We start from the raw sequence: 22,957 nt of genomic DNA, 5'->3' as shown, positions 1-22,957 counted from the left end.
CGACAAATCTATCAAATTTATCTCTAAATTAAGTCAATTACAGAAGGTTTTTAAAGTAAGTTAATAAATAACAAATACTTACGGAAGATAATTAATTTAGTAAGTCTAGTAGAATTGGCTTAGTTAAAGCTCATAGTGATCTATGACTTCAATTAACTGCCATAATTTTTAACGATACTGATGACTTGTTGCTTAAATTCTTCCTCTTGATTTGCAGCAAACTCATCAATAGTTGTCAGTGAGCTGGCATCGTTCATTCGATCGGTAAAGACAAGACCATCAAGATGATCAAGCTCGTGCTGAAAGGTTCCAGCGCTTATACCCTTTGCAACAAAACTGAGACTTTGGCCCTCTCGATCAAGGCCTTCAATTAGAACTTCAGGGCACCGATCAACCCTTCCTCTTAAGTTTGGAACCGACAGGCAGCCCTCATAAACATTGATTCTTTCTTCTGTTAAAAAGGTTACTTTAGGGTTAATTAAAACCGTCAAAGGAATATCTGGCTTGTAGGGATAGCGAGGGTTTTTATTGACTTCTATAACGCATATTCGATAAGGAACTGCAATTTGAGTTGACGCTAAACCTGCGCCATTTGCATCTCTCATTGTTTCAATAAGATCATCAATAAGACTTTGAATTTCCTTTGAAGCAATCTTACTTTCTTCAACAACATTTGCAATCACGCGCAGAGCTGGATTTCCAATTTGCACTATTTGTCTAATCATTTATTTAAATAAAATCCACAACAAGAATTAACAAAAGTAATATGCTTGCGCCCCAAAATAATTGATAGGCCTTATTCATAACGCCGCGTATATCTCTGAGCTCTTTTAGTATTTTTTCTACTTGGTCATCATTCAACTTCATACTCCTTATTGAGAGTCTCTAGAATTAACCATGTGTTTAATCTCTAAGACATTATGATTTGGATCTTTAACAAAGAATGTTTCCTGCTGGTAATCTGTTCCTTCAAAACGGATATATGGCTTATCTAAGAAGCCATTATTATTAAGAACATTTTCACGAACCTGCTTGTACTGATCCATTTCTAGGTGGACGCCAAAATGAGGAACAACAACATTTCCCATTGCAACATCATGTCTATTCATATCTAAATTTTTTGCTTTCCTAGGAGTTGAGCTGTGAAGCGTTAATTCATTTCCCCAAAAGTCAACATCTTGCCATAGCCCTTCCTCTGAGCCTAACTCTGACATATCTAACTTACATCCAAGAACCTCTTGATACCATACAACAGTTACCGATAAATCTCCGGCCTCAACAGCCAGATGAAATCTATTACTCATAATTAAAAACTCCGAAACTGGAAAAATATATTATTGTATAGAAAATAATGCGCTGAATTTGAGGATATTGATGGGAATCGTTCGAAAAAATGGTATTTAGGTAGAATTTTTAACTACTTAGATTGTATTTATATGGAATTTTTAACTACTTAAAGGTCTTGTCGTATTTTGTTTGAATTTCACTTGGCCATAAACTATAAATATAATCTATTAGTGCTAATTTTTCTTCTTCAGAAAGTCTTTGTTCGAATCCAGGCATCATTCCTCCCATCTCTCCCCCACCCTTATTAATTGTATAAAGCAGATCAGAAGGTGAATGATGCCAAGTATGCGCCGTGCCGTTCAGCGGCGGCGCTGGATAGTTACCGTTCTCATCTTTTACTTTCCAATCCTTAGCAAGGCCGACCCCTTTTGAGCCATGACAGCTGACGCAGTTTTTATTAAAAACGTCTTCTCCAAGTGCTATATTTAGCTCTGAGCTCTTTTCCTTTTCTCCAGAACTACACCCGGCTAAAATCGCAATTATTGCAATGATAAATATTTTCATAGAGGCGATTCTACTCTAAAGAAATATAAGTTAAGTGAATTTTAAATGTAGTTATTAAGCTTCTAAATTAGCTTGCTTTATTAAGGTCAACTAGCGTCTTCAGGCCAATTTTAATTGCGCTTCCTATAGCAGCGTCATAGTCTACAACATCATCGCTCGATGTAGAGGCACTAATCACCGTACAAATTGTCCCAGCGCGATAACCCATCTGGCCACATAAGTGAAAAAATAGACTGGACTCCATCTCCATATTAAGCACCCGAAGACCATCGACTTCAAGCTTTGAAAGGCTGCCCTTAATGTCAGGAAAGGTATATTTTAGGCCCTCAATAAAGCGCGAGGACGGGCCATAAAAGCCTGGAGAGGAAACCGTTATCCCGACTTCAAATTTAACATTTTGCTTCGTTGCTTGTTTTGCCAATGCCTCTGTAATTTCAGTAGATGCTTTTGATGCATAGGGAATAATTTTTCCTCTGAATCTTGAGTCTTTAAGCGCTGCATCAGTCAAAATTTTTCTTGCTTTAATCTCAATTTTTTCAACTATTTCATCTACTGGAGCCTCATCATAGTAGAGCCCAGTATTATCCAAGCCAAGTGCATAGGATGAGATTGCAAGAGTATCAGGAGCTATATCTGGGTGAACGCCACCAGACGTACCAAGCCTTATAAATGTCATCGGCGGACAGTCACTTTTACGGGTGTTATCTTTAAGGTTAAACTCATGGGCAATGAAGGCTTCAACCAAGGCAATTTCAACATTGTCTGTGCCAATTCCTGTGCCAATTACAGAAACTGGAATGCCCTTATATGTCCCTGTAAACGTTAGATATTCTCTATTTGAAATCTCTCGCTCAATCGTATCGAACTCTTTAGAAACGCGAATTGCACGCGCCGGGTCTCCAACGATAAAGACATTCTGCGCAAGGTCTCCTTTTTTTACTCCCAAGTGGTAGAGACGCTCATTAACAATTACGATCTCAGATCTATCAGTCATATGTATTAGGATTATTTTTTGTCATGCCAGTATTATATTAATAAGGCTCTAAAGATGCAATCGAAAATACTGTAAGATATTTGACATTAAAGGGAGGAAACATGGCTAAGGGAAAAGATTCTAGAAAAGAAAAGAAAAAACCAAAAAAAGATAAACCCATAAAGTAAATATTATTACAAAGGTTTACTCATAATACCTTGGAAGCTTTATCATCAAATTTATGCATAGTTCAAGTTTTAGTAAGGGCAGTTCTTACAGCCATTTTTACAGCAACTCCCCTGTTTTATTAGATACCATTTACTAAATACATACAACTCGTCTTCAATAGTGAAGTCCACATTCTTAATGAGCTTAGGTTGAGCGCGATAGGACTCAGCAAGTTTTTGAAGACTCTCCATACCATTCTCATCAATAAGTGGCTCAATTCTATTGCTAATTGCATCTCCAAGGCACGATGGACAAAAACAGTCTTGCTCTAGGGTTGGAGACATAATTGCAGGAAAACTCATACACCAGCAGTTGCCAGTCCCAGCATCACAACCAAATGATTGATTGCACTTAGAGCAATGTTTAGCAGTCATAGTTATAAAAAAATTAATTGATTCTAGATTTTGACATTGATTCTATTGCAATGCAACAACAATATATCTAATGCATAAAATAGGAAGTTGATTTAGTCAAACACTAAGTCACACCAATTTTTAAACAGGGTAAATGAAGCCTTATTATTAACCACTAAATTATCAGTAATACTGCTCGTTAAATCTTCAAGGCCGTTAACACTTAACTCTTCAAAAAAGTTAGGTACGCCAGGAATTTTCATCCAGCCATCCAAAGTGTGACTGCAGACCTCAGGATGAAACTGGCATGAATAGGCATTATCTCCAACCTGCATAATATGATTTTTACAAGCCTTAGAGGTTGCTAATATAACAGAGTTCTTAGGTGACTCGATTACCTCTACTAAGTGCGCATTGACCCATTTTTCAGAATCTTTAAGGTTATGAAGGAGTGGGTGATTTAGTCCTTCTTGGGTGGGCTCAATTTCAAATAGACCTACCTCATACCTTCCAGTATTGATCGCCTTTCCACCCATTGCTACCGCAAGGAGCTGATGCCCAAGGCAAATGCCTAAAAATGGCATATTTAAATCTTCAACCGCATGGCGAATAGCTTCTTTCTCCTTAATCAACCATGGAAACTCCTCCTCTTCCCACACGTTCATCGAGCCTCCCATCACCCAGAGACCATCAAACTTTTCTAATTTAGGAATTTTATCGCCAGCATGAAGATCAATCTCATGAAAACAAACATTTTGAATATCGGCAAAATCTCGAAAGATCCCAGGATTCTGAGAAGTCATATGTTTAAAAACCAGGATATTTTTTTTCAAAATAAAAAACTTTAACTAAAAATAATATTCTATTTTAGAATAGTAAACAGAGTGAGGCTTTATTTTGAAGCTTGAAGTGATTATATTTCAACTTACAAATGAAGTGCCCGACTACCCTCTTAGTCAGAAATAGAGACTCCATTTATTCCTTAATAGGCTTATTTATTAACCTCTCAACTAAATTTAATATAATTTCTTTATTTAATAATTATTCCAATATAAATGATTGATATTAATTTATGTTCAGCTAACTTTTGAATCTAGTTAGCTATAATTAGTAAGTATAGTATGAATTTATTTATACGGTTTATTTATACGGTTTATTTTGCAATATAGTAATTTTTTATATGAATTCAATTTTTAAAAAATAATAATGAACTTCACTGCCTTGCAGCGTTAATATGAAAAGTTTTAAATTAATTATTGTTTTTTCTTTATTTTTTCTACTTTCTGCATGTGGAAGCAAGAGTGGTGGCTCGGGGTTTAACATTGCTCCAGTCCTTGCAAGCATTAGTGCTCAAGCTACTAGAACCAATGTAGCGAAAACAGTCACCCTTTATGGCTCAGATGCTGAGAGACGATCACTGACTTATTCAGCAACCAGTTCAGCATCACAGATAACCATTGGAATTTCTGGAGCAACGCTCACACTAACGCCCGATAACAACTGGCAAGGCACTTCAACCATTACCGTCAAAGCGAATGATGGCGTGAAAGATTCTGCAGCAAAAACCTTTGTTTTGCAGGTCGGCAGCTCCACCCCTACCCTTGGAAGTATTAGCGCACAGGCAACCAACCAGAGCGTCAAAAAGACCTTAACTATTGCTGCTGCTGATGCAGATTTTGACCCACTAACCTATACCGTTACCTCAAACCCAACTGGCAAGGTTTCAGGCACCGTTGCAGGATCAACACTAACGCTAACTCCATTGGCTTCCTATAACGGAACAGCAGCGGTCACTTTAACGGTTAGTGACGGAACTAATACTGCTGCAAGAACCTTTAATTTAGTGGTTACCGCTAATGACCCTTTGTATCAATACCAGTGGCATCTCGATAACACCGGTCAAAAAAACTTTGCGACTAACGCTGGGACTGCAGGCCAAGACATAAATGTTGATGGAGTGATTACTGCTGGCTACACAGGAACGGGAATAACTGTTGCTGTAGTTGATCAGGGACTTGAGCTCGCTCATGAAGACTTAGCCAGTAATGTGGTTTCGGGTGGCTCTTGGGATTACGTACAAAATGATAATGATCCCACACTAATTTCCACTGGTGGAGATCATGGAACTTGGGTAGCAGGACAGATCGCATCGGCTGGCTGGAATGGCAAAGGTGGACGCGGCGTCGCGCCTTCAGCCTCACTCAAGGGCTTTAATATTCTTGGTTCTTCGACCACATTCACTACAAATAATGCTGTTGCTTCTCATGGAGGCGCAAGCTACGCTCAAGACGTTGATATCTTTAACCAAAGTTATGGGCTTACTACTCCAGTCTCTTCTGTAATGAATGCAACTATTCATGCTCAATACGTCTCAGCGGTTAACAGCCTTAGAAGCGGCAAAGGTGCAATTTTTGTTAAGTCATCGGGTAATGGTTATACTAGAGTGAAATATGGTGGAGTGTTTTACTTTTGTGACACACTGTGGGGCTTCAGTACTGGTTTAACATGCCAAAATGCAACTGCAGATCCTACTAACGCAATGCCTGAAAATATAGTCGTAGGAGCGCTTCAGGCAACAGGTATTAAATCAAGTTACTCTACCTCAGGAGCTGCTCTCTGGGTTTCAGCCCCTGGAGGTGAATACGGAAATACCCACCCAGCAATTATGACGACTGATGATTCGGGCTGCTCAAGAGGCCGTGTTCAAAGCGGTGCTTCAGGAAATGCCTTCAATAACCAAGGCAATCATTCAGAGAATTCAAGCTGTAATTATAATTCTCAGATGAATGGTACTTCTTCTGCTGCCCCAATAGCTTCTGGCGCTATCGCATTAATGCTTGAAGCGAACCCTGCCTTGACATGGAGAGATGTTAAGCACATTTTAGCCACAACCTCAACCCAGGTTGACGCCTCCAAAGCGAACATTTCAACAAATATTAATGGTCTAGGCTGGGTCGCTATTCCAGCTTGGACAACAAATGATGCTGGCCACAAGTTTCATGACTGGTACGGTTTTGGTAGAGTCGATGTCAACGCTATGATTACTGCAGCTAAAGCATACACTGCAGGAAGTCTTGGAACTTTAAATATTACTGACTATGCTGATAATACCAGTGGCACTATAAATATGGCCATTACTGATAATAGCGCTACTGGAATTACTAATGCAGTTACCGTCTCTGAGAGCGAAATCATTGAGGCTGTTCAAGTAAAAATTAATATATCACATGCCTGTTCTGGAGAGATAGGAGTTGAACTGGTATCACCAGCAGGCACAAGGAGTGTTTTATTTACCCCTTTTAGCTTTTTTCAATGCTATGATAATATGGTAAATTTCATACTGACTTCTAATGCATTTTATGGAGAGGAGACTGATGGAGACTGGACTATAAGAGTTATAGATGCTAGCAATAATGATGTTGGTTCACTGACTGACTGGTCTATTCGTTTCTATGAGCACTAATAAATGGAGTCTACAATGAAAAATATAACACTAATTTTACTGATCTCTCTTTCAGGGCTTTCCCATGGAACTGATAAATTAAATGTATTCCCGTCACTTTCAGTAAGCCCAATTGTTGTTCAGCAGGCACTTGCAAGCGGGGTAACATTTTTAAACAGTCAGGAGGAATATCAATTAATTTTAGGTGGAAGAGCATTTAATAAAAATAATAATATAAACAGTAACACCTCTTCTCTTTCTGGAAATGCAAATAGTAATAACCTATGGACTGGAGAACAAGGGAGCTTCCTACTCTCCATTGTTGGAAATGATACTTCAACTAATTCAGCTTCAGCGTCAATGGCTAATAGCAACTTCAATCAAATTGCCTACAACCCAAGAAGTGGGCAGATTGGTGTTATTATTGGTGACATCGTTGTCAAATTAAGGCCTTATTATAGGGCTGAGACAATCGCTAACATCTTCACTATTAACTTAATAACTAGCTTTGAAAATATCAATACGGCTATTTTTCGAATAAAACCAGGACAAAATATATTTACTATTGCCGAACAACTAAGCGGTTATGTAGGGGTTGAATTTGCAGAAATTGATATTATTGACAACCTTAATCAACTCCTTTAATTAAGAGTAGTTAAAATAAACTTCGGTAAATTAGTTTTACTTCACTACTTTTCCAGTTAACTTGGTTAAGCTTTTGACTAGCATCGCTTGAAGTCAGATGAAAGGTGTGGACTCCCTCTGCCTTGTATTTGTAATAGTTGCCCACCAAACTTAAGCTGCTGAAGTTTGAGACCGCCCTCTCATAAGAGGCGCTTATTTTAGTGCCGCTCCCATCACCCTTCTGGGTCATACTCTTAGGGTGTTTTAAGTCTGACCTTAGGTTCCAGTCGGTATACCCATTAAAATTTATATCCTGAAGCCTATAATTCAAAGAAAGAATACTTTTATTTATTTTATAATTAAGTCCTAAGCCTAATTGTGGGCCGCTCCAGTTTGCCTCATATAAGCTGTCTAGTCCGGTTAAATTTGCAGAGCCAATGACCATGCTGCCGTCGTAAATTTTTAAATGCTGACGGTGAAAGCTATAACCAATCATTGGGCTTAGTTTTAACCTACCCGAAATAATATAATCTTTTCCATAGTTAATCCCAGTGTCAAGCATGTATCCCTTCCCAGCATTGTTAAGAGAACGTGAAAACTCATCCCTTCGGTTATCTAGGTTATAGTCTGAGTCCTGATTTTCTCCATCATAGATGCGCCCATACTCACCAAAAATATTAAGAAAATAATCACCGTCCTGCCAAATACTTCCTAGCAAGAATTGATTGGACTTAACCTTACGCCAATCCAACTCTGAGATTATATTAGGGTTTGTTCCAGCTAGGTTTCCAGCGATACTCCAGTCAACCTTAGTTTCTCTATCTCCAAAACCATAAATAATCGAATTGCTTGCTTTACTTGCGTTTGCAGAAATACTAAATAACAATAATAAACTTGGGAAAAAAAATTTAGTCATAGCTTGTAAATATTCTCTAAAAGTATAAAAAAGCTCAAATTTAATTTAAAATATGGCTTAAATGAACACATTCAACCTTAAAAAAATTAATAACGTTACTGCCTTGATTTGTACTTTGGCATTAATCATAATCTTAGCCTCAATTATATCTAAGGTAGTTTGGCAAGTCTTGGATAAAGAGAATTCTTTTCCGATAAATAAAGTTTTGAGTAACACTCTCAAAATATCACCCCCATTACCCCTTCCAACAAATCTTTTTGGAGCATTAAACTCTCAAGAAGAGGTGAGCCATAGCAAGATAGAAAACACCCGCCTAAACCTAGTCTTGGTCGGAATTCTTTCTAAACAGGAAAACCCTTCAGTAATTATTATAAAAGAAGGTGAAAAAGAAAAAATTTATCAAATTAATGACCTCATAACCCCAAACACGATTTTGAAGGAAGTTTTCTCTCAATATGTAATCATTGAGCGCAATGGTTTCATTGAAAAGTTAGAGATAAAGCGCGAAAAAATGGATACCTCCAATACTGGCAAGGCATCAAGTTTTAAAATTACTCAATCGAACAAATTAAAGCTAAAAGACTATCTTAAAGATTTAAAAACAAGTCCTGAAAGCTTATTTGAGGTTTTGTCGGTTCAGCCTAATTTTGATAATGGAAAGCTTCGTGGATTTATTATTGCTCCAGGAATAGAGAAAGAGTTATTTAGGGATCTTGGATTTCAAAAAAATGATAACATAATTAACATAAACAATACTGATCTCAATAACCTACTAGAAGCAATTAAACTAAGAAGCATATTGGTTGAAGAAAAAATATTCAATATTACATTCAAGCGTAAAGGACAAATAAAATATTTAACAATCAATCTAAATTAATAAACCTATGATAAAAATATTAATCAATTTTTTCCTTCTATTGTTTTTAACTTCATCAGCAAGCGCGGTAACTTTAAATTTAAAAAATGCTGAGTTATTAACTTTTATTGAAACTGTATCTCAAGCCACAGGGAAGAATTTTATTATTGACCCTCAAGTTCAAGGCAAAGTAAACGTCATAAGCTCAACAGAAATAGATAATGAAGAGCTTTATCATTTATTTTTATCCGTACTTCGCGTGCATGGCTATATCGCAGTTGAAGGAGATGATTTTACTAAAATCCTTCCCCAGTCTAATCTTAAAGAAAACAGCTCGTTTATATCTAGCACCTCTAACGATGTCATCGTAACTACTACAATTGCTATTGCTAATGTTCCAGCAAATCAACTAATCCCTGTGCTGCGTCCAATTATTTCTCAGTACGGACTCCTTGCTGCTTATATGCCTTCAAATTCAATCGTTGTTACTGACACGCAGGCAAACATCACAAGATTAAACAAAGTAATTACTGAGCTTGATAAGGAAATTGATGAGGATTATGAGGTTATTGCCCTTAAAAATACCTCTGCTGAAGAAATAGCTCAAGTAATTAAGTCTTTGTTTCCTGATAATCAGGCCACTATTCCTCTTACCCTTGCCGTTGACAAATCTAATAATCAAATAATCGTTGGTGGAGCTCCTGCTAAACGACTAAAGGTAAGGTTTTTAGTGAAAGAGCTAGATAAAGTTCAAAACAAAGAGGGTGAAACCTCCGTTGTCTACCTGCGCTATGCAAATGCTAGCGAGATACTGCCTATACTTCAGAATATTGTTACTCTAGTGGATGACAGCACTGATGCTGCAAGTGAGAGCATTAAAACCAGTATTCAGGCGGACGAATCCACCAATGCAATTATTATTACCGCATCTATCTCCTCTACTAATAATATTAAAAATGTTATACGGCTTTTAGATATTCGCAAGGCTCAGGTTCTCATTGAAGCAATTATTGTTGAGATAAGCTCAAGTGACGCTAATGAACTCGGAATCCAATGGCTCGCTAAGGGAGGAAGTGTTATCGGCTTGACTAATTTTAATGGCGCAATTCCAGCGTTACTGTCTGCCACCACTGGAGACGCATCAAATATTGCAAATGCCCTTAATAAGGGAGTTAGTTTTGCAACAGGCTCTATTGATTCAACTGATAATAGCGGTTTTGGTGGAATTTTAAATGCGCTTGCGGGATCAGGTAAGGCAAATATCTTATCTACCCCTTCTATTGTAACGCTTGACAATGAAGAGGCTATGATCATGGTGGGTAAAGAGGTTCCATTTATTACCAATACAGAAATTAAGTCTGTAGGCAGTAATCCTTTTCAAAACTTTGAGCGTAAAGATGTTGGCTTAAAACTAACTGTCAAACCTCAAATTAATGAAGGTGACACTATCAAGCTAGATATTGAGCAAGAAATATCCAACATTCTTCCAGGCTCTAACGCTTCAGATTTAGTCACATCAAAACGTAAAATTAACACCTCTGTTATGGTCTCTAATAACAAAATATTAGTGCTCGGCGGGCTAATGGATGATACAGTTATTGACAGCGAATCAAAAGTACCTTGGTTTGGAGACCTCCCTATTCTGGGAGATGCATTTACATACAAAACGAAAAAGACCGAAAAGAGAAATTTATTAATCTTCATCCGTCCAACCATCCTTACAGACCAATCAACAGCTGACAGCGTTAGCGCACAAAAATATAAATACATCCGCGCTCAACAACTTCTCAACAATATTAATACTGAATCAGATCAAAATTTTGACTCTAGTTCCAACAACATAGAGTTACCTCTATGGATGGACTATGAGTAGTGCACCATTGCTGCCCTTTGCATTCGCAAAGGAATTCAATGTTCTTCTAGAGCAAGCCAATGAAAACAAAATTCTGCACTGCGTAACAACGCCTAAATACTCAATCCTTGGTGAGTTGCAACGCAAATTTGGCGCCTTTGAAATTCAAAATTCTACCAAAGAACTACTCCACAATAAAATCCAACGCCACTATGAGTCAAGCTCTGCCCATGAACTAGATTATTTTCAAGATGGGGCTGAAAGTGATGAGTCACTTGACGCCTTAGCGATGGACCTGCATGAGCCAATTGAGCTACTTGGCAATGATGATGATGCGCCTATTATTCGATTATTAAATGCATTGTTTGCTCAAGCTATCTTAGAGAAGGCCTCTGATATTCATATTGAGTCTTATGAGGGACGAATTCGAGTTCGCTTTCGAGTCAACGGGACCCTTAAGCAAGTATTAGAGCCTGGTGTAAAGATTGCCCCGCTCTTAGTCTCTCGAATCAAAGTAATGGCTAAACTGGATATTGCTGAAAAAAGACTCCCTCAGGATGGGCGAATCGCGATACAGCTCGGTGGCCGCGCGGTTGACATGAGGGTATCAACCATCCCTTCAGGTAATGGCGAAAAGGTTGTTCTGCGCCTACTAGACAAGCAGGTAGGTCGTCTTGAGCTTACAAAACTTGGTATGGATGACAAGACTTATGAAATGATACTAAAAATCATCCACCAGCCTCATGGAATTTTATTAGTGACGGGGCCAACTGGCTCTGGAAAAACTACAACCTTATATGCCGCACTTCAAGAGCTTAATAACAATGAACTTAACATCTCAACAGTGGAAGATCCTGTCGAGTATTTTATTGATGGAATTAATCAAACTCAGATAAACAATAAAGTAAAAATGAGCTTTGCTAGAGGCTTACGCGCCATTTTGCGGCAGGATCCTGACGTGGTGATGCTTGGAGAAGTGCGCGATTCTGAGACCGCACAAATTGCTGTTCAAGCAAGCCTGACTGGCCATTTAGTTTTTTCAACGCTGCACACGAACACAGCTGTTGGCGCTATTTCTCGTCTCAAAGATATGGGAATTGAGCCATTTCTTTTGTCCTCAAGCTTATCCGCAGTTCTTGCCCAGCGCTTAATTAGAACGCTGTGTCCTGATTGTAAACAGCCCCACTCAACCGATACAAAAGAAAATGAAAAACTAGGCATTAATAAGTCAATTGACATTTACCAATCTTCTGGTTGTGATCAATGTAATCAGACCGGCTATACTGGTCGAAGTGCTTTATATGAGTTATTGAGTATTGATGAAGGCATTAAAGAGCTGATTTATAATGAAGCGAGTGAGGCTCAAATACTAGAATCATCTAAAAGCCATTCAACTCTTTCAGAGCAAGCTATAAAAATGGTGATGAATGGAAATACAAGCCTATATGAGGCCATCAGAGTAGTCTCTTTGTGAGCTTTTTTGACTATAAGGCTATTGATGCCAATGGCAAAGAAAATAAAGGCGTCATAGAGAGTGACTCTCAAAAATCTGCTCAGAGTCTACTCCAATCAAAAAATTTAACCGTAGTTGAGATTGTTAAAAGTAAGCAGAAAATAAACCAAGCAAGAACGTGGCTAGCTCCTGAACTTAATAAGACTGATATTTCATTTTTTATGCGTCAATTAGCTTCGCTTCTGCAGGCTGCTATGCCAATTGACGAGGCACTTAAAACAATTGAAACTCATAGCAATAAGAAAGAGACCAAAAAAACAATTCAACAAATTCGCTCCTCTGTTCTAGAAGGCAAGAGTCTGGCTGTATCCCTTCAAATTAACACTAAAGGGCTTCCCCCCTATTTTATCGCTACAGTTGAAGCAGGCGAGCGCTCCGCTAAACTTGGGCTTGTCCTAGAAAATCTTGCAGATGAGGTTCAACAGCAAGAATCATTTAAGAAAAAAATATCAACCGCTCTTATTTATCCTTTGTTAATAAGCCTTGTTGCATTTGCTGTGGTAATCGCTTTATTGTTATTTGTGGTTCCTCAAATTGTCTCAGTGTTTGATAGTATGAATCAAATATTGCCGCCGCTTACAGTCGTCGTTATTGATCTTAGTAATTTTTTAACAACGTATATTGAGATCATAATAATTTCAGTCATCGCATTGGTTATTAGTTTCAAGATTGCCTCAAAACAAAAAATAATTAAAATTAAAATTCAAAAGGTACTCGCTCGTCTGCCTGTAATTGGAAAAATTATGATTGGCAGTAACGCTGTCCGTTTTTCCAGAACTTTGGCGCTTCTTCATGACAGTGGAACGCCTATTTTAATTGCACTTACTAATTCAGCAGAGTCATTGGACTACCTGCCAATGAAGGAAGGCGTTCTAAAAGCGACAGAGAAGGTTCGAGCCGGAAGCACCCTATTTAAAGCACTTGAAAGTCAAAACGTCATACCGCCTATGACCCTCTATATGCTTGCAAGTGGAGAGAAAAGTGCCCAGCTAAGTGAGATGCTAAATAAGGCTGCAGACATTCAAGAGACTGAGCTCGATATTTATACCGTTAAGGTCATTAGTTTATTCGAGCCCCTAATGATTTTATTGATGGGTGCTATTGTATTATTGATTGTCCTTGCTATACTGTTACCAATTTTTGAACTTAATCAAATCCCTCTATAATGAAGACCAATAAACCCAATAATCGCCCATCCTTTACTTTAATTGAGGTCATGGTTGTGGTCGTCATTATTGGCATCTTAGCAACCATCATTGTGCCAAGAATCATGGACAAGCCTGGGCAAGCAAGGACTCAAAAGGCTCAGAGTGATATTCAAACTATTAGTGCAGCGCTTGATTTATATAGACTAGATAAGTTTAATTATCCAACTACCAATGAAGGCTTAGATGCTCTCGTTCAGGATTATCTAAGTAAAAAACCTACTGACCCATGGGGAAAGGATTATTACTACTTGAGTCCAGGTGAAAATGGAGATTTTGATCTGTACAGCCTAGGTGCTGATAATAGAATTGGTGGTAAGGATGAAAATACCGACATCAATAACTGGGAGTAAGGGCTTTACTTTAATAGAGCTTCTAATTGTTCTATTAATTATTGGTGTTTTAGCCTCCTTTGCAACGCTAAGTGTTAATACTGCGAGACCCTCAGAATCTCAAGCACTCTTAACAAATTTGCAAAATCAGCTTAGTCAATCTCAAAAGATTGCACAGCTTAAGAATGTTAAGTTACGATTAATCATCAAAAATAACCAGAGCAGAATTGAACAGCTCGATCCAGAAACTCAAATGTGGCTTAATCTTCCTAAAGCTCAAACCTTGCAGTGGCAAAATATTGAATTAGCGCCAAGTGAATCTATAATATATATTTCTCCCAATGGCCAAACCACTAATGCCTCCTTGAGAATTAGTAATGAAAATGAATCTTACCAGCTCGAAGTTAAATGAATAAAAAAGCATTTACCCTAATAGAGGTATTGGTAGCCCTTAGTATTGTCAGTATTGGGCTTATAGCACTCACCAAATCTGAGTCTCAGCAATCTCAGAATTTGCATCGTCTAGAGCAAAAAACCATTGCCAATCTTGTCGCCTCCAATCTTGCAGTTGAGAATCGTCTTAGCGCAAATCATGCAATCGGCTTTAAAAACGGAAACTACCCTATGGGTAATCAAATCTGGTACTGGCAAAGCAACCTAAATGCCACTCCTGATGATCAAATTCTGAAACTCTCGTTGCTTGTTTTTGCTGATAAAAAAGCGATGGATAACAAAAATTCAAGTGCTCAGTTAGAGTTATATTTATCCAAATGAGTAGCCAAAGAAAAGCCTTTACCCTAATTGAGTTGATGGTGACAATATCAATTTTCGCTCTAATTGCTAGCATTTCATACTTCACATTAAACACCTCTTTCAAGAACAATGAAGTGCAAAATAATCACAGTGAGGATCTTTTTATACTTCAAAAAACACTTAATTTTCTTGAGCGTGATATTACTCAGATCTCTAATCAAAACATCACACTTGATGGCAATGGCCTAACCTTGTTTTCGCTGCAAAATGATGAGCTTCTGGTTATTAATTACTCAGTCATTTCAAATCAGCTCCTTCGTAAAGATATTACCAACCCCTCTGAGCCGATAACTCTGGAGCTATTAGATAAAATTAATATGCCAACGATTAGACTATTAGACCATCAAAATCAGTGGCAAATTGAGTGGACTCAAAACCTAAAAAAATCAGTTAAAGCTATCGAAATTAAGTTTAAACACCCTTTTTGGGGAGACCTAACCAAACTGGTCTTGCTCGATGAATAGCAGCTCTCATAATCGCCGAGGCATTGCAATCATCTCCGTTTTGATTGTCATTGCACTTATAAGCGCATCCGTTAGCCTAATGCTTCAGCGTTTTGGTAGAGACCTTAAGCAAACGCAATTTATTGTTACTCAGACGCAGAGTCTAAATCACCTATATAGTCTCGAGGCATGGGCAAAAAGCATTCTTTTGAGTGATGATTTAAGCGTTGATAGCCTGGATGAGGTCTGGGCAACTTCAATTACGCCCATTCAAGTTCCTGGCGGCTCAGTCTATGGCAAATTAACTGATTTACAATCAAGACTTAATGTCAATAACCTGATTGATTTAGAAACCAATATCTATTCACCACAATACCGCTCATTTTTTTATGACTGTATCAACCTTATAAACACGCAGCTTCAGCAACAATTAATGGCAGATACAATTTTTAGTTACGTTGTTAGTCAAAGCCCGAAGCCAAAACTATTTGAGCAATCAGTTGAAATAAGAAAAATTAAATCAATTAGTATCGAGGACTATATAAAAATTAAACCACACCTAACCGCCCTGCCTAGCCTGACCCCTATCAATATTAATACAGCAAGCAAAGAGGTTTTGTCTTGCATTCACCCCCAGCTATCGGGGCCATTAGTTAATAAAGTTATCCAAAATAGAAAAAATAAAGCATTTGGTATAATTGATGAATTTTGGACATTTACACACACCTTGCTGCCTAATTTAACACTCGATGAAATTAAAGAAAACTTCCCAGCTAAATTTGTTAATACAGTCAGCGACTATTTCTTATTAGAGACTCGTATTGTCCTTGAAAAAAATAAACTCATAGGTCGCACAATTCTTTATCGAAAAGATGGCAAAATAACCATCATGAGTCGCAGTTATCATCAGCCACTATGAATATTATCCATTACTCAAAAAATGGTAAGTTTTCTGAAGAAATTCTTGAGAATGCTAAAGACGTTGTTATTGCAATTGACTCTCAGTGCATTTCGTCTCACCAAGTAACTCTTCCTAAAATGAGTAAATCAAAGGCGCATAAGGCAATTCCTTTTGCACTTGAGTCCCAACTTCTGGATGAAATTGACGAACTGAACTATACTTTTCTAAAGTCGCTGACACAAAATATTTGGGATGTTTTTGTTATCTCTAAAGAGATCCTTGAAAATATTGAAAATCAACTCTTTAAAGTAAAATGTAATCCCGCTGCCATAGTTCCTGACTTTATGCTGCTGCCTTTTTCTGAGGGCAATATTAATTACTACGAACAAGATGGCTTTATCAAATTTAGAAACGGTACTAACCAAGGTGGGTGCTTAGCAAGCAAAAATTTTCATGCACTCTTCGCGGACTCCAATTTAATTAAAGCTGATTTTTCTTACTCTAGCGATAATAAAGTAAACATTCAAACAAGTAACTCTCCAAAAGGCGTTTCAGGGTTTTTGAGCGCATGGCGAATACCAGCGACCATTGCACTCATTGCTTTACTTTTAGCTACTTCGCAAATTGGGGTAAAAAATAACCAACTAAACAAACTATTACTTCTGCAAAAAAATGACAATGAGACTCGCTTCCTTGCCCTTTTTCCTGAGGTCGATCGAGTCGTTAATATTCGCGCGCAGACTAAGCAAAAACTTTCTGAGGTAGCTGAGAAGGATTCAAATTATCAGAACGACTTATTAGGCAAACTTTCCTCTGAAGTAATGCCCAACTCTAAAGCAAGAAAAATTACATTTGAGAATCAAATGCTCACCTTAGAGGTCTCCAAATGACATTAACAAGTATCACCAAGGTCGAGAATAGCGCAAGGTTATTAGTGACAATCTTATTAGTTATGGTGGTTATCTACTTAGCTATCATGACTCCACTATTTGATCAGAACAAACAGCTACAGGATGACATCAAGATTGAAAACGAATTATCACTTTACCTTGACACAGCTCAACAACAGCTCTCTATTGCATCACAATACCCAGTCATATCTCTGGAACAAGCTAATCAGATAATTGGAGACACTTTTAAGGCTCAAGGGGTCACGCTAGATAGCCTTAATATCAACAATGAAACAAGCATTACCAATATAAAAATCATTCCCTTTTCTCAGCTACTTGAAACACTTCAGCAACTCAAAGATCAGCATGGTGTTGTTGTCACTAAAGCAATCATTGAGATTGTTGAGCCTGGCCTGGTTAGCGCTCAATTAACCTTCTCAAACCCTTCTAGATAGAATAATCAATGCGTATTAGTAGAATCTGGGCCATACTCATAGCTGCTTTAGTTTTCTTTTTAATAGCCAACGCGCCTGCGCAAATACTTAAGCCTTATCTTAAAAATTCATTCAATTTTCCATTTACTCTTAGTGGAACTATTTGGAATGGCTCAGTGCAATCAAAATATTTTAACAAAGCAAGCTGGCAAGTTAATGCGCTCTCACTATTGCTACTAAAAATCTCAATAGACATTAAAGTAGAAATTGATAGTAAGAACGAATTAAATGCCAATGCTGAAAAGAATCCATTCAATAAATTAGAGCTTAATAATATTAATGGAGTCTTAACAACCCAATATCTTCAGCAGTTTTTACCCAATACGCCTTTCTTGTTGAGTTCAAATATCAATATAGATCAAACGAATGCCAAGTGGAGTAGCCAGCTACCTCCAAACACCCCCTCAGAGGCTGAGGGCAGTTTGATGCTTGAGAAAGTAAATTTTTTAGGTGAAAATTTGGGCAATTATAGATTTAATTTTGTCTACTTTGATCGATCACTTGCAGGCGATGTAACATCAACAGACAGCAGCGCTGTTGAAACTTCATTAAAGCTTAACATCTCTAATAGTAATCTTCTAACTCTTGATGGAGAGATTCTTCCCAAAACAAAAGGATTACAGTCTATCTTTAGAGAGCTAAATATCAACCTTAGTCCAAGAATCTCTTTTCAGCTTAATTTTTAAAACAATTATTGAAATTTTAATAGCCATAGCTAATTGTTTTCTGATTTTTTTATAGTTTATTATGGTCTACTTCCCTCAAAAAAAGGTCAGATAAAGTATAAATAAAGAAAAAAACGATATAATGGTCGCTGAATATTTATCATTAAGGAAACTTATCAACAATGAACATTAAGAACATATTAGTTATTTCATTAACCGCATCATTGGTTTACGGTTGCAATTCTACTACTCCTTCTTCTTCTTCTTCTTCTCAAACAAGTGGTATGTCACTACCTAATAACATTGAGTTGATTCCAGATAACAACGCTACGTCTTCGAACCTTGCTGCCGTTAATATGGCGGCCTTTAACAGCACAGGCACTGATTACTCTAACGCCATCGCTGAAGTTTTCCTTGATGCAGGTGATTGGCAAGATCCTTTGAATATGGCTGATTTTTTAATTTGCATTATGAACGCAACGGGTCCTGATATAGTTCCTAATGGCACTTATAGTGCGCTGGTTGATATGTCGCAGTGTGATCCTGCAGAAGGTGGTAGTCAAGCCGCTAAAGTGACACGTTTTGCTCAAGCCACCATTATAGCCGCAAGAGCAAGCAACACTGCCAACCAAACTGCAACGGCGTATTTCTTAGATGGTGAAGATGAAAATGGTAACGGCGTTATAACTGAAGCTGAAAATGGTAAGTACGTCGCAAATATAACAATTTCCGAATCCTCATCAACCACTAATCCTTTTGGCGCCTTTGCCTTTAACTGGAATCGCGTTGATGCGGTGGCTGATGGCTCAGCTGGAGACTACGAAAGAGGCTCTATGTCCTTTACTAGTAATAGTGCTACCGAAATGGGTTTTAGCCTTATTGAGGAGAGGTTAGTTGATGGTGAGAGCGATGATACATACACTATGTGGGGCAAGGGAGTAGGAGCTAAAAATGGTGACTCTGGAAAAGTATATGTCAATGATGACACAAACCGAGTTCATAAAGTTAACTTTAATTCAACCCATGCAAATGTCGTTACAAACGGCACTGCTGCTTGTATGGGTCTTGCTGAAAACACAATGGCAAACTATGTATATAACTACAATCTATACAACGCGACAACAGGCGCTCTAATTGATATTGTTGCAGGTGTTGAACTAGTTTATGGTACTGATAAAGATAAGCGAGGCTATGTAGGATCTTACTGGGATGACAGTGCTAACAGCTTAAAACTATGGATTCATACTGAGGACGGCACAATGCCTACTACTGTTTATAAAGAGAGCGACAAGGAAACTGCTCTTTCAGTCACGTGGTCTGGTCGCACGCCAACTATAAGCGGTATAACCCTGGTAGAGCCGATTCGATTTGAAGCTGACTTTTTAGCCACAGTCACAGCTGCAGGCGGTGCTTCTGCTGGAACTAAAACCAATGATCTAGTCTACGAAGGTGCTGGACAGTTATGGGGCATTCCTTGGACTCAACAAAGCGATGGTAATTGGCAGCCTGACTATAATCTTGCAGATGAACTTATTCTAACGGGATCAAATGGTATTTATGATGGCGTATCTTACAGAGTTAAGAGATTAGGCGCCTGGAAGTCGCTTGCAGTAGATAACACTAGTGGTGCTTGTGACTCTCTTCCGATTGCAGACTCGGAGTTTTCTACATTAACAACTGCGCCAACAATCACTGCTGTTTCAGAGACTTGGGCTTCCAAGCCAACAGTAACCACAGCAGTTAAAGTAATTCACGGCATTAAGCAGTATTAATTAAGTTGTTTTGGTAACTTAAAAAAACCCGCATAATGCGGGTTTTTTTTATTACTAAATTTAAGACATACCTATTAAATATTATTTATATTAATCATACTACAAAAAAAATAGCCTAAATTTACTCCCTTTTTTTTCTTTAATAAATTATAATCGAGGTATTTTTTTTTTAAACTATTAAATTGAGGATACAAACTATGAATTCTAAAAGTCTATTAATTGTGGGATTAGCGTCCTTAACTCTTTATGGTTGCTCTAGTAAAACACCTGCAACTTCTACTGAACAAATTGCAGGTCTAGCACTCCCACAGAATGTTATAGTAATTCAGGACCCTAGTGCAAGTGCGAGCCTTGCAGCAGTTAATAATGCAGCCTATAATTCTTCTGGAACCGACTACTCAAAGAGGAAAGCTGATATGTGGGTTGATGCTGGGGAGTGGCAAGAGCCACTAAACATGGCAGATATGTTGGTATGCATTATGGGGGCATCAAGTCACTCAACTCTTCCTAATGCCACTTATCGAGCTCTTGTTGACATGACTATTTGTAATAATGACGCTGGTGATCAAGCATCTGCGGTTGCAAGTTATGCTGACGTGGTGATGACAGTTTCTCGTGCAAGTAACACCGCCAATCAAATTGGTACAGGGTACTTCACTCAAACGGAAGATAATAATAGTGATGGTGATACTACAGATGCCGGTGAGAAACAAGAATTTGTAGCTGAAATTGTAATGACTGAAGGTGCAAGCGCTACTAATCCTTACGGCGTTGCAACCATGAACTGGAATTTGGACAATGCGTCTGCAGGAGATTACAATAGAGGTTCTCTAGCATTTACCAATGCAAGCACTACAGAGGTTGGTATTTCTTTTATTGAACAAAACAAAAACCAAAATGAGGGATATGAATATGCCCAGTGGGCTTTTGGTTCACTCAAGAAAGATGGGTCTGGAGGCTCTATAAAAGTTTCTAAGGTTGATGGTAGCACAACTAAAGTTTTCAAGGTTGCCTTTAATGGAACTCACGCTAAAATTCAACAAGATGCAGCAACTGCATCTTGTGTTGACTTAAATTCTATGACTACAATTATCCATAATTACGATCTTTTTGATTCCACAAGTGGTGCACTAAAAGATATCACTGCCGGCCTTCAGTTTCTTCATGGCGCTAGCAAAGATGTGCGTGGTTATGCGGGCACATACAAAGACGGTAATGGTGCTGTAAAATATTGGATGTGGACGGAAGACGGCTCTGCTCCAACAATCATCTACAAGGAAAGTGACCTTGCAACATCATATAATGTATCTTGGGCTTCAGGAATGCCTACCATTTCAGGAATTACGTTTGATGCGCCTATCAGGTTCGAGGCGTCTTTTGTAGGCGTAACGCCAGCTGGTGTATCTGCTACAAGAACTGATAACCTTAACTATGAAGGCCCTGGTCAGCTATACGGCATTAATTGGGCTATTTCAGGTGATACAAACACCAATGGTGAATGTGATCCGAGTGAATTTGATTGCGAATGGAACCCAGATTACAACCTTACTGACGGTCTTCTGTTAACTGCTACTGATGCAACACAGTGGCGGGTTAAGAGGACACAAGGTAAGTTAGTTCCTGCAGTCGTAGCTGCTTCAAACTGCAGCGCATTATCTCTTACAGCTGCAGATGCTTTCACAGCACCAACACTAACTGCGGTAACAAAAACGTTTACTACCAAGCCAGCACTTACTGCCAAAGCAAAAGTAATACACGGAGTGTTGCAAAACTAAACACTAAGGAAACGTTGATTTAGATTAAAAGCCCGCTCATGCGGGCTTTTTTATTGTTAAATTTCATTAGGACCTAGAGCCCTCAAAAGTCAACACAGTGTTTCAATAAATAAACAGAGTAATTAATAGAATACATCTATAATTTTATCTTTTAAGAGCACAACTAAGACAATGGCATTTAGGACAATAGAAGCTGTAATAGCACCAGGCAATCTTCATTTTGTAGGGGACGGCTTTAGGGTTCATGGAATTCTTGGAAGAGAGGAGCCTCTCACAATGAAGCGTTTGAGCCCTTTTCTATTAATGGACTATGGTCCAACGCATTACTTTCCGCCAAATAGTGGCGCCCCAAGAGGTGTTGGCTCGCACCCTCACAGGGGCATTGAAACCGTTACGATTGCCTACAAAGGAAGGGTTGAGCATCATGATAGCAGTGGCGGTGGCGGAATTATCGGTGAAGGCGACGTGCAGTGGATGACCTCAGGTTCTGGCATCCTTCACAAAGAATATCACGAGAAGAACTTTGGTAAAAAAGGCGGCGAAATGCAGATGGTTCAGCTCTGGGTTAACCTGCCCGCTAAAGACAAAATGACAACTCCAAAATATCAAAATCTTAACAAGAACGATCTCACCAAAGTTAAGCTAGAAAATAACGTAGGTTCAATTGACATTATTGCTGGAGAATTTGAAAAAAATAAGGGCCCTGCCTCGACTTTCAGCCCCCTAAGTCTTTTTAATGTTCATCTTAATAAAGGCAAAGGAATGGGCTTCAGTTTTGATAAAAATCACAATACTGGCCTCTTAGTTATCAAAGGCAGCATCACTGTCAATAACATTGAAAAGTCTCCAGCAAACCATTTTGTACTTTTTGAGAATGACGGCAAAGAGTTCACTATAAGGGCAGATGAGGATGCAACCATTCTTGTTCTAAGTGGTGAGCCTATCGATGAGCCTATTGCATCTTACGGCCCATTCGTGATGAACACCAATGCAGAGATAAAACAAACAATTGATGACTTCAATAGCGGTAAGTTTGGATATTTAGACTAGCAACTATTT

25 protein-coding genes are annotated in these 22,957 nt (G+C 38.3%); 17 read left to right on the top strand and 8 right to left on the bottom strand.

What is annotated here, in order from left to right; translation table 11 throughout:
* Positions 1-152: 152 nt before the first annotated feature.
* The 7 genes from def to AC5YGD_RS03700 all read right to left on the bottom strand — a co-directional run bounded on the left by def (position 153) and on the right by AC5YGD_RS03700 (position 4,238).
* Positions 153-725 (bottom strand): peptide deformylase, encoded by a 573-nt coding sequence (def, locus tag AC5YGD_RS03730; protein ID WP_496142187.1) that lies wholly within the window; start codon positions 723-725, stop codon positions 153-155.
* A gap of 4 nt (positions 726-729) precedes the next feature.
* Positions 730-867, bottom strand: coding sequence for a hypothetical protein (locus AC5YGD_RS03725; RefSeq protein ID WP_416679252.1), 138 nt, complete (start codon positions 865-867; stop codon positions 730-732).
* A 5-nt stretch (positions 868-872) separates the two neighbouring features.
* Positions 873-1,304: a glyoxalase gene (locus AC5YGD_RS03720; protein WP_496142186.1), complete on the bottom strand. Its 432-nt coding sequence runs from the start codon at positions 1,302-1,304 to the stop codon at positions 873-875.
* Between the two features lie 145 nt (positions 1,305-1,449).
* Positions 1,450-1,851 carry a c-type cytochrome gene (locus AC5YGD_RS03715; RefSeq protein ID WP_496142185.1) on the bottom strand — a complete coding sequence of 134 codons (402 nt, stop codon included), beginning with the start codon at positions 1,849-1,851 and terminating at the stop codon, positions 1,450-1,452.
* 67 nt (positions 1,852-1,918) lie between these two features.
* Positions 1,919-2,845 carry a phosphorylase family protein gene (locus tag AC5YGD_RS03710; protein ID WP_496142183.1) on the bottom strand — a complete coding sequence of 309 codons (927 nt, stop codon included), beginning with the start codon at positions 2,843-2,845 and terminating at the stop codon, positions 1,919-1,921.
* Between the two features lie 236 nt (positions 2,846-3,081).
* Positions 3,082-3,426 (bottom strand): cysteine-rich CWC family protein, encoded by a 345-nt coding sequence (locus AC5YGD_RS03705; protein WP_496142182.1) that lies wholly within the window; start codon positions 3,424-3,426, stop codon positions 3,082-3,084.
* A gap of 92 nt (positions 3,427-3,518) precedes the next feature.
* The gene (locus tag AC5YGD_RS03700; RefSeq protein WP_496142180.1) at positions 3,519-4,238 is read right to left on the bottom strand and encodes a glutamine amidotransferase-related protein; all 720 of its coding nucleotides are present in this window, start codon (positions 4,236-4,238) and stop codon (positions 3,519-3,521) included.
* Positions 4,239-4,639: 401 nt separating this feature from the next.
* Between AC5YGD_RS03700 and AC5YGD_RS03695 the strand changes: the two genes are divergently transcribed.
* Together AC5YGD_RS03695 and AC5YGD_RS03690 are read left to right on the top strand one after the other, a co-directional pair.
* A complete protein-coding gene (locus AC5YGD_RS03695) occupies positions 4,640-6,868 on the top strand; it encodes a S8 family serine peptidase (protein ID WP_496142179.1) in 2,229 nt (742 codons plus the stop codon).
* 15 nt (positions 6,869-6,883) lie between these two features.
* Positions 6,884-7,492 carry a serine protease external chaperone gene (locus AC5YGD_RS03690; protein ID WP_496142178.1) on the top strand — a complete coding sequence of 203 codons (609 nt, stop codon included), beginning with the start codon at positions 6,884-6,886 and terminating at the stop codon, positions 7,490-7,492.
* 10 nt (positions 7,493-7,502) lie between these two features.
* On the opposite strand, the gene AC5YGD_RS03685 is transcribed toward AC5YGD_RS03690, so the two are convergent.
* Positions 7,503-8,387, bottom strand: a complete 885-nt coding sequence (locus AC5YGD_RS03685) for a hypothetical protein (protein WP_496142177.1) — start codon at positions 8,385-8,387, stop codon at positions 7,503-7,505.
* 61 nt (positions 8,388-8,448) lie between these two features.
* Here AC5YGD_RS03685 and gspC point away from each other — a divergent pair, with 61 nt between their 5' ends.
* From gspC to AC5YGD_RS03610, 15 genes are all read left to right on the top strand, one after another.
* Complete coding sequence (gspC, locus tag AC5YGD_RS03680) at positions 8,449-9,264, top strand: type II secretion system protein GspC (protein WP_496142176.1); 816 nt, start codon at positions 8,449-8,451, stop codon at positions 9,262-9,264.
* A 7-nt stretch (positions 9,265-9,271) separates the two neighbouring features.
* The gene (gene gspD, locus AC5YGD_RS03675; protein WP_496142175.1) at positions 9,272-11,116 is read left to right on the top strand and encodes a type II secretion system secretin GspD; all 1,845 of its coding nucleotides are present in this window, start codon (positions 9,272-9,274) and stop codon (positions 11,114-11,116) included.
* Positions 11,109-12,569, top strand: a complete 1,461-nt coding sequence (gene gspE / locus AC5YGD_RS03670; protein ID WP_496142174.1) for a type II secretion system ATPase GspE — start codon at positions 11,109-11,111, stop codon at positions 12,567-12,569. Before gspD ends, gspE begins: the two co-directional genes overlap by 8 nt.
* Complete coding sequence (locus tag AC5YGD_RS03665) at positions 12,566-13,774, top strand: type II secretion system F family protein (protein WP_496142173.1); 1,209 nt, start codon at positions 12,566-12,568, stop codon at positions 13,772-13,774. Before gspE ends, AC5YGD_RS03665 begins: the two co-directional genes overlap by 4 nt.
* Positions 13,774-14,166, top strand: a complete 393-nt coding sequence (gene gspG / locus AC5YGD_RS03660; protein WP_496142171.1) for a type II secretion system major pseudopilin GspG — start codon at positions 13,774-13,776, stop codon at positions 14,164-14,166. The genes AC5YGD_RS03665 and gspG overlap by 1 nt, the downstream gene beginning before the upstream one ends.
* Complete coding sequence (locus AC5YGD_RS03655) at positions 14,135-14,557, top strand: prepilin-type N-terminal cleavage/methylation domain-containing protein (protein ID WP_496142170.1); 423 nt, start codon at positions 14,135-14,137, stop codon at positions 14,555-14,557. The genes gspG and AC5YGD_RS03655 overlap by 32 nt, the downstream gene beginning before the upstream one ends.
* Positions 14,554-14,919 carry a type II secretion system minor pseudopilin GspI gene (gspI, locus tag AC5YGD_RS03650; RefSeq protein WP_496142169.1) on the top strand — a complete coding sequence of 122 codons (366 nt, stop codon included), beginning with the start codon at positions 14,554-14,556 and terminating at the stop codon, positions 14,917-14,919. The genes AC5YGD_RS03655 and gspI overlap by 4 nt, the downstream gene beginning before the upstream one ends.
* Positions 14,916-15,422 carry a type II secretion system protein GspJ gene (locus AC5YGD_RS03645; protein WP_496142168.1) on the top strand — a complete coding sequence of 169 codons (507 nt, stop codon included), beginning with the start codon at positions 14,916-14,918 and terminating at the stop codon, positions 15,420-15,422. The genes gspI and AC5YGD_RS03645 overlap by 4 nt, the downstream gene beginning before the upstream one ends.
* Positions 15,415-16,320, top strand: a complete 906-nt coding sequence (gene gspK / locus AC5YGD_RS03640; protein ID WP_496142167.1) for a type II secretion system minor pseudopilin GspK — start codon at positions 15,415-15,417, stop codon at positions 16,318-16,320. The genes AC5YGD_RS03645 and gspK overlap by 8 nt, the downstream gene beginning before the upstream one ends.
* Positions 16,317-17,192: a type II secretion system protein GspL gene (locus AC5YGD_RS03635; RefSeq protein WP_496142166.1), complete on the top strand. Its 876-nt coding sequence runs from the start codon at positions 16,317-16,319 to the stop codon at positions 17,190-17,192. The genes gspK and AC5YGD_RS03635 overlap by 4 nt, the downstream gene beginning before the upstream one ends.
* Positions 17,189-17,647, top strand: coding sequence for a type II secretion system protein GspM (gene gspM / locus AC5YGD_RS03630; RefSeq protein ID WP_496142165.1), 459 nt, complete (start codon positions 17,189-17,191; stop codon positions 17,645-17,647). The genes AC5YGD_RS03635 and gspM overlap by 4 nt, the downstream gene beginning before the upstream one ends.
* A gap of 8 nt (positions 17,648-17,655) precedes the next feature.
* A complete protein-coding gene (gene gspN / locus AC5YGD_RS03625; protein ID WP_496142164.1) occupies positions 17,656-18,372 on the top strand; it encodes a type II secretion system protein N in 717 nt (238 codons plus the stop codon).
* Positions 18,373-18,533: 161 nt separating this feature from the next.
* Positions 18,534-20,123, top strand: a complete 1,590-nt coding sequence (locus AC5YGD_RS03620; protein ID WP_496142163.1) for a hypothetical protein — start codon at positions 18,534-18,536, stop codon at positions 20,121-20,123.
* 197 nt (positions 20,124-20,320) lie between these two features.
* Entirely contained in the window at positions 20,321-21,898 is a 1,578-nt protein-coding gene (locus tag AC5YGD_RS03615; protein WP_496142162.1) for a hypothetical protein, read from the top strand.
* A 171-nt stretch (positions 21,899-22,069) separates the two neighbouring features.
* A complete protein-coding gene (locus AC5YGD_RS03610; RefSeq protein WP_496142161.1) occupies positions 22,070-22,948 on the top strand; it encodes a pirin family protein in 879 nt (292 codons plus the stop codon).
* Positions 22,949-22,957 lie beyond the last annotated feature (9 nt).

The organism is Candidatus Pseudothioglobus sp. uisw_070 (assembly GCF_059512545.2).
This window is presented reverse-complemented; position numbering and strand designations above follow the sequence as displayed.

What these genes read in the sequence shown, in the direction of transcription:
- gspI (WP_496142169.1), top strand. Translation starts at nt 14,554, where the DNA reads ATGAATAAAAAAGCATTTACCCTAATAGAGGTATTGGTAGCCCTTAGT.
- AC5YGD_RS03620 (WP_496142163.1), top strand. Translation starts at nt 18,534, where the DNA reads ATGAACATTAAGAACATATTAGTTATTTCATTAACCGCATCATTGGTT.
- AC5YGD_RS03655 (WP_496142170.1), top strand. Translation starts at nt 14,135, where the DNA reads ATGAAAATACCGACATCAATAACTGGGAGTAAGGGCTTTACTTTAATA.
- def (WP_496142187.1), bottom strand. Translation starts at nt 725, where the DNA reads ATGATTAGACAAATAGTGCAAATTGGAAATCCAGCTCTGCGCGTGATT.
- AC5YGD_RS03705 (WP_496142182.1), bottom strand. Translation starts at nt 3,426, where the DNA reads ATGACTGCTAAACATTGCTCTAAGTGCAATCAATCATTTGGTTGTGAT.
- gspD (WP_496142175.1), top strand. Translation starts at nt 9,272, where the DNA reads ATGATAAAAATATTAATCAATTTTTTCCTTCTATTGTTTTTAACTTCA.
- AC5YGD_RS03695 (WP_496142179.1), top strand. Translation starts at nt 4,640, where the DNA reads ATGAAAAGTTTTAAATTAATTATTGTTTTTTCTTTATTTTTTCTACTT.
- AC5YGD_RS03720 (WP_496142186.1), bottom strand. Translation starts at nt 1,304, where the DNA reads ATGAGTAATAGATTTCATCTGGCTGTTGAGGCCGGAGATTTATCGGTA.
- AC5YGD_RS03690 (WP_496142178.1), top strand. Translation starts at nt 6,884, where the DNA reads ATGAAAAATATAACACTAATTTTACTGATCTCTCTTTCAGGGCTTTCC.
- gspE (WP_496142174.1), top strand. Translation starts at nt 11,109, where the DNA reads ATGAGTAGTGCACCATTGCTGCCCTTTGCATTCGCAAAGGAATTCAAT.
- gspN (WP_496142164.1), top strand. Translation starts at nt 17,656, where the DNA reads ATGCGTATTAGTAGAATCTGGGCCATACTCATAGCTGCTTTAGTTTTC.
- gspC (WP_496142176.1), top strand. Translation starts at nt 8,449, where the DNA reads ATGAACACATTCAACCTTAAAAAAATTAATAACGTTACTGCCTTGATT.
- AC5YGD_RS03710 (WP_496142183.1), bottom strand. Translation starts at nt 2,845, where the DNA reads ATGACTGATAGATCTGAGATCGTAATTGTTAATGAGCGTCTCTACCAC.
- AC5YGD_RS03610 (WP_496142161.1), top strand. Translation starts at nt 22,070, where the DNA reads ATGGCATTTAGGACAATAGAAGCTGTAATAGCACCAGGCAATCTTCAT.
- gspK (WP_496142167.1), top strand. Translation starts at nt 15,415, where the DNA reads ATGAATAGCAGCTCTCATAATCGCCGAGGCATTGCAATCATCTCCGTT.
- AC5YGD_RS03645 (WP_496142168.1), top strand. Translation starts at nt 14,916, where the DNA reads ATGAGTAGCCAAAGAAAAGCCTTTACCCTAATTGAGTTGATGGTGACA.
- AC5YGD_RS03635 (WP_496142166.1), top strand. Translation starts at nt 16,317, where the DNA reads ATGAATATTATCCATTACTCAAAAAATGGTAAGTTTTCTGAAGAAATT.
- AC5YGD_RS03725 (WP_416679252.1), bottom strand. Translation starts at nt 867, where the DNA reads ATGAAGTTGAATGATGACCAAGTAGAAAAAATACTAAAAGAGCTCAGA.
- AC5YGD_RS03715 (WP_496142185.1), bottom strand. Translation starts at nt 1,851, where the DNA reads ATGAAAATATTTATCATTGCAATAATTGCGATTTTAGCCGGGTGTAGT.
- gspM (WP_496142165.1), top strand. Translation starts at nt 17,189, where the DNA reads ATGACATTAACAAGTATCACCAAGGTCGAGAATAGCGCAAGGTTATTA.
- AC5YGD_RS03685 (WP_496142177.1), bottom strand. Translation starts at nt 8,387, where the DNA reads ATGACTAAATTTTTTTTCCCAAGTTTATTATTGTTATTTAGTATTTCT.
- gspG (WP_496142171.1), top strand. Translation starts at nt 13,774, where the DNA reads ATGAAGACCAATAAACCCAATAATCGCCCATCCTTTACTTTAATTGAG.
- AC5YGD_RS03615 (WP_496142162.1), top strand. Translation starts at nt 20,321, where the DNA reads ATGAATTCTAAAAGTCTATTAATTGTGGGATTAGCGTCCTTAACTCTT.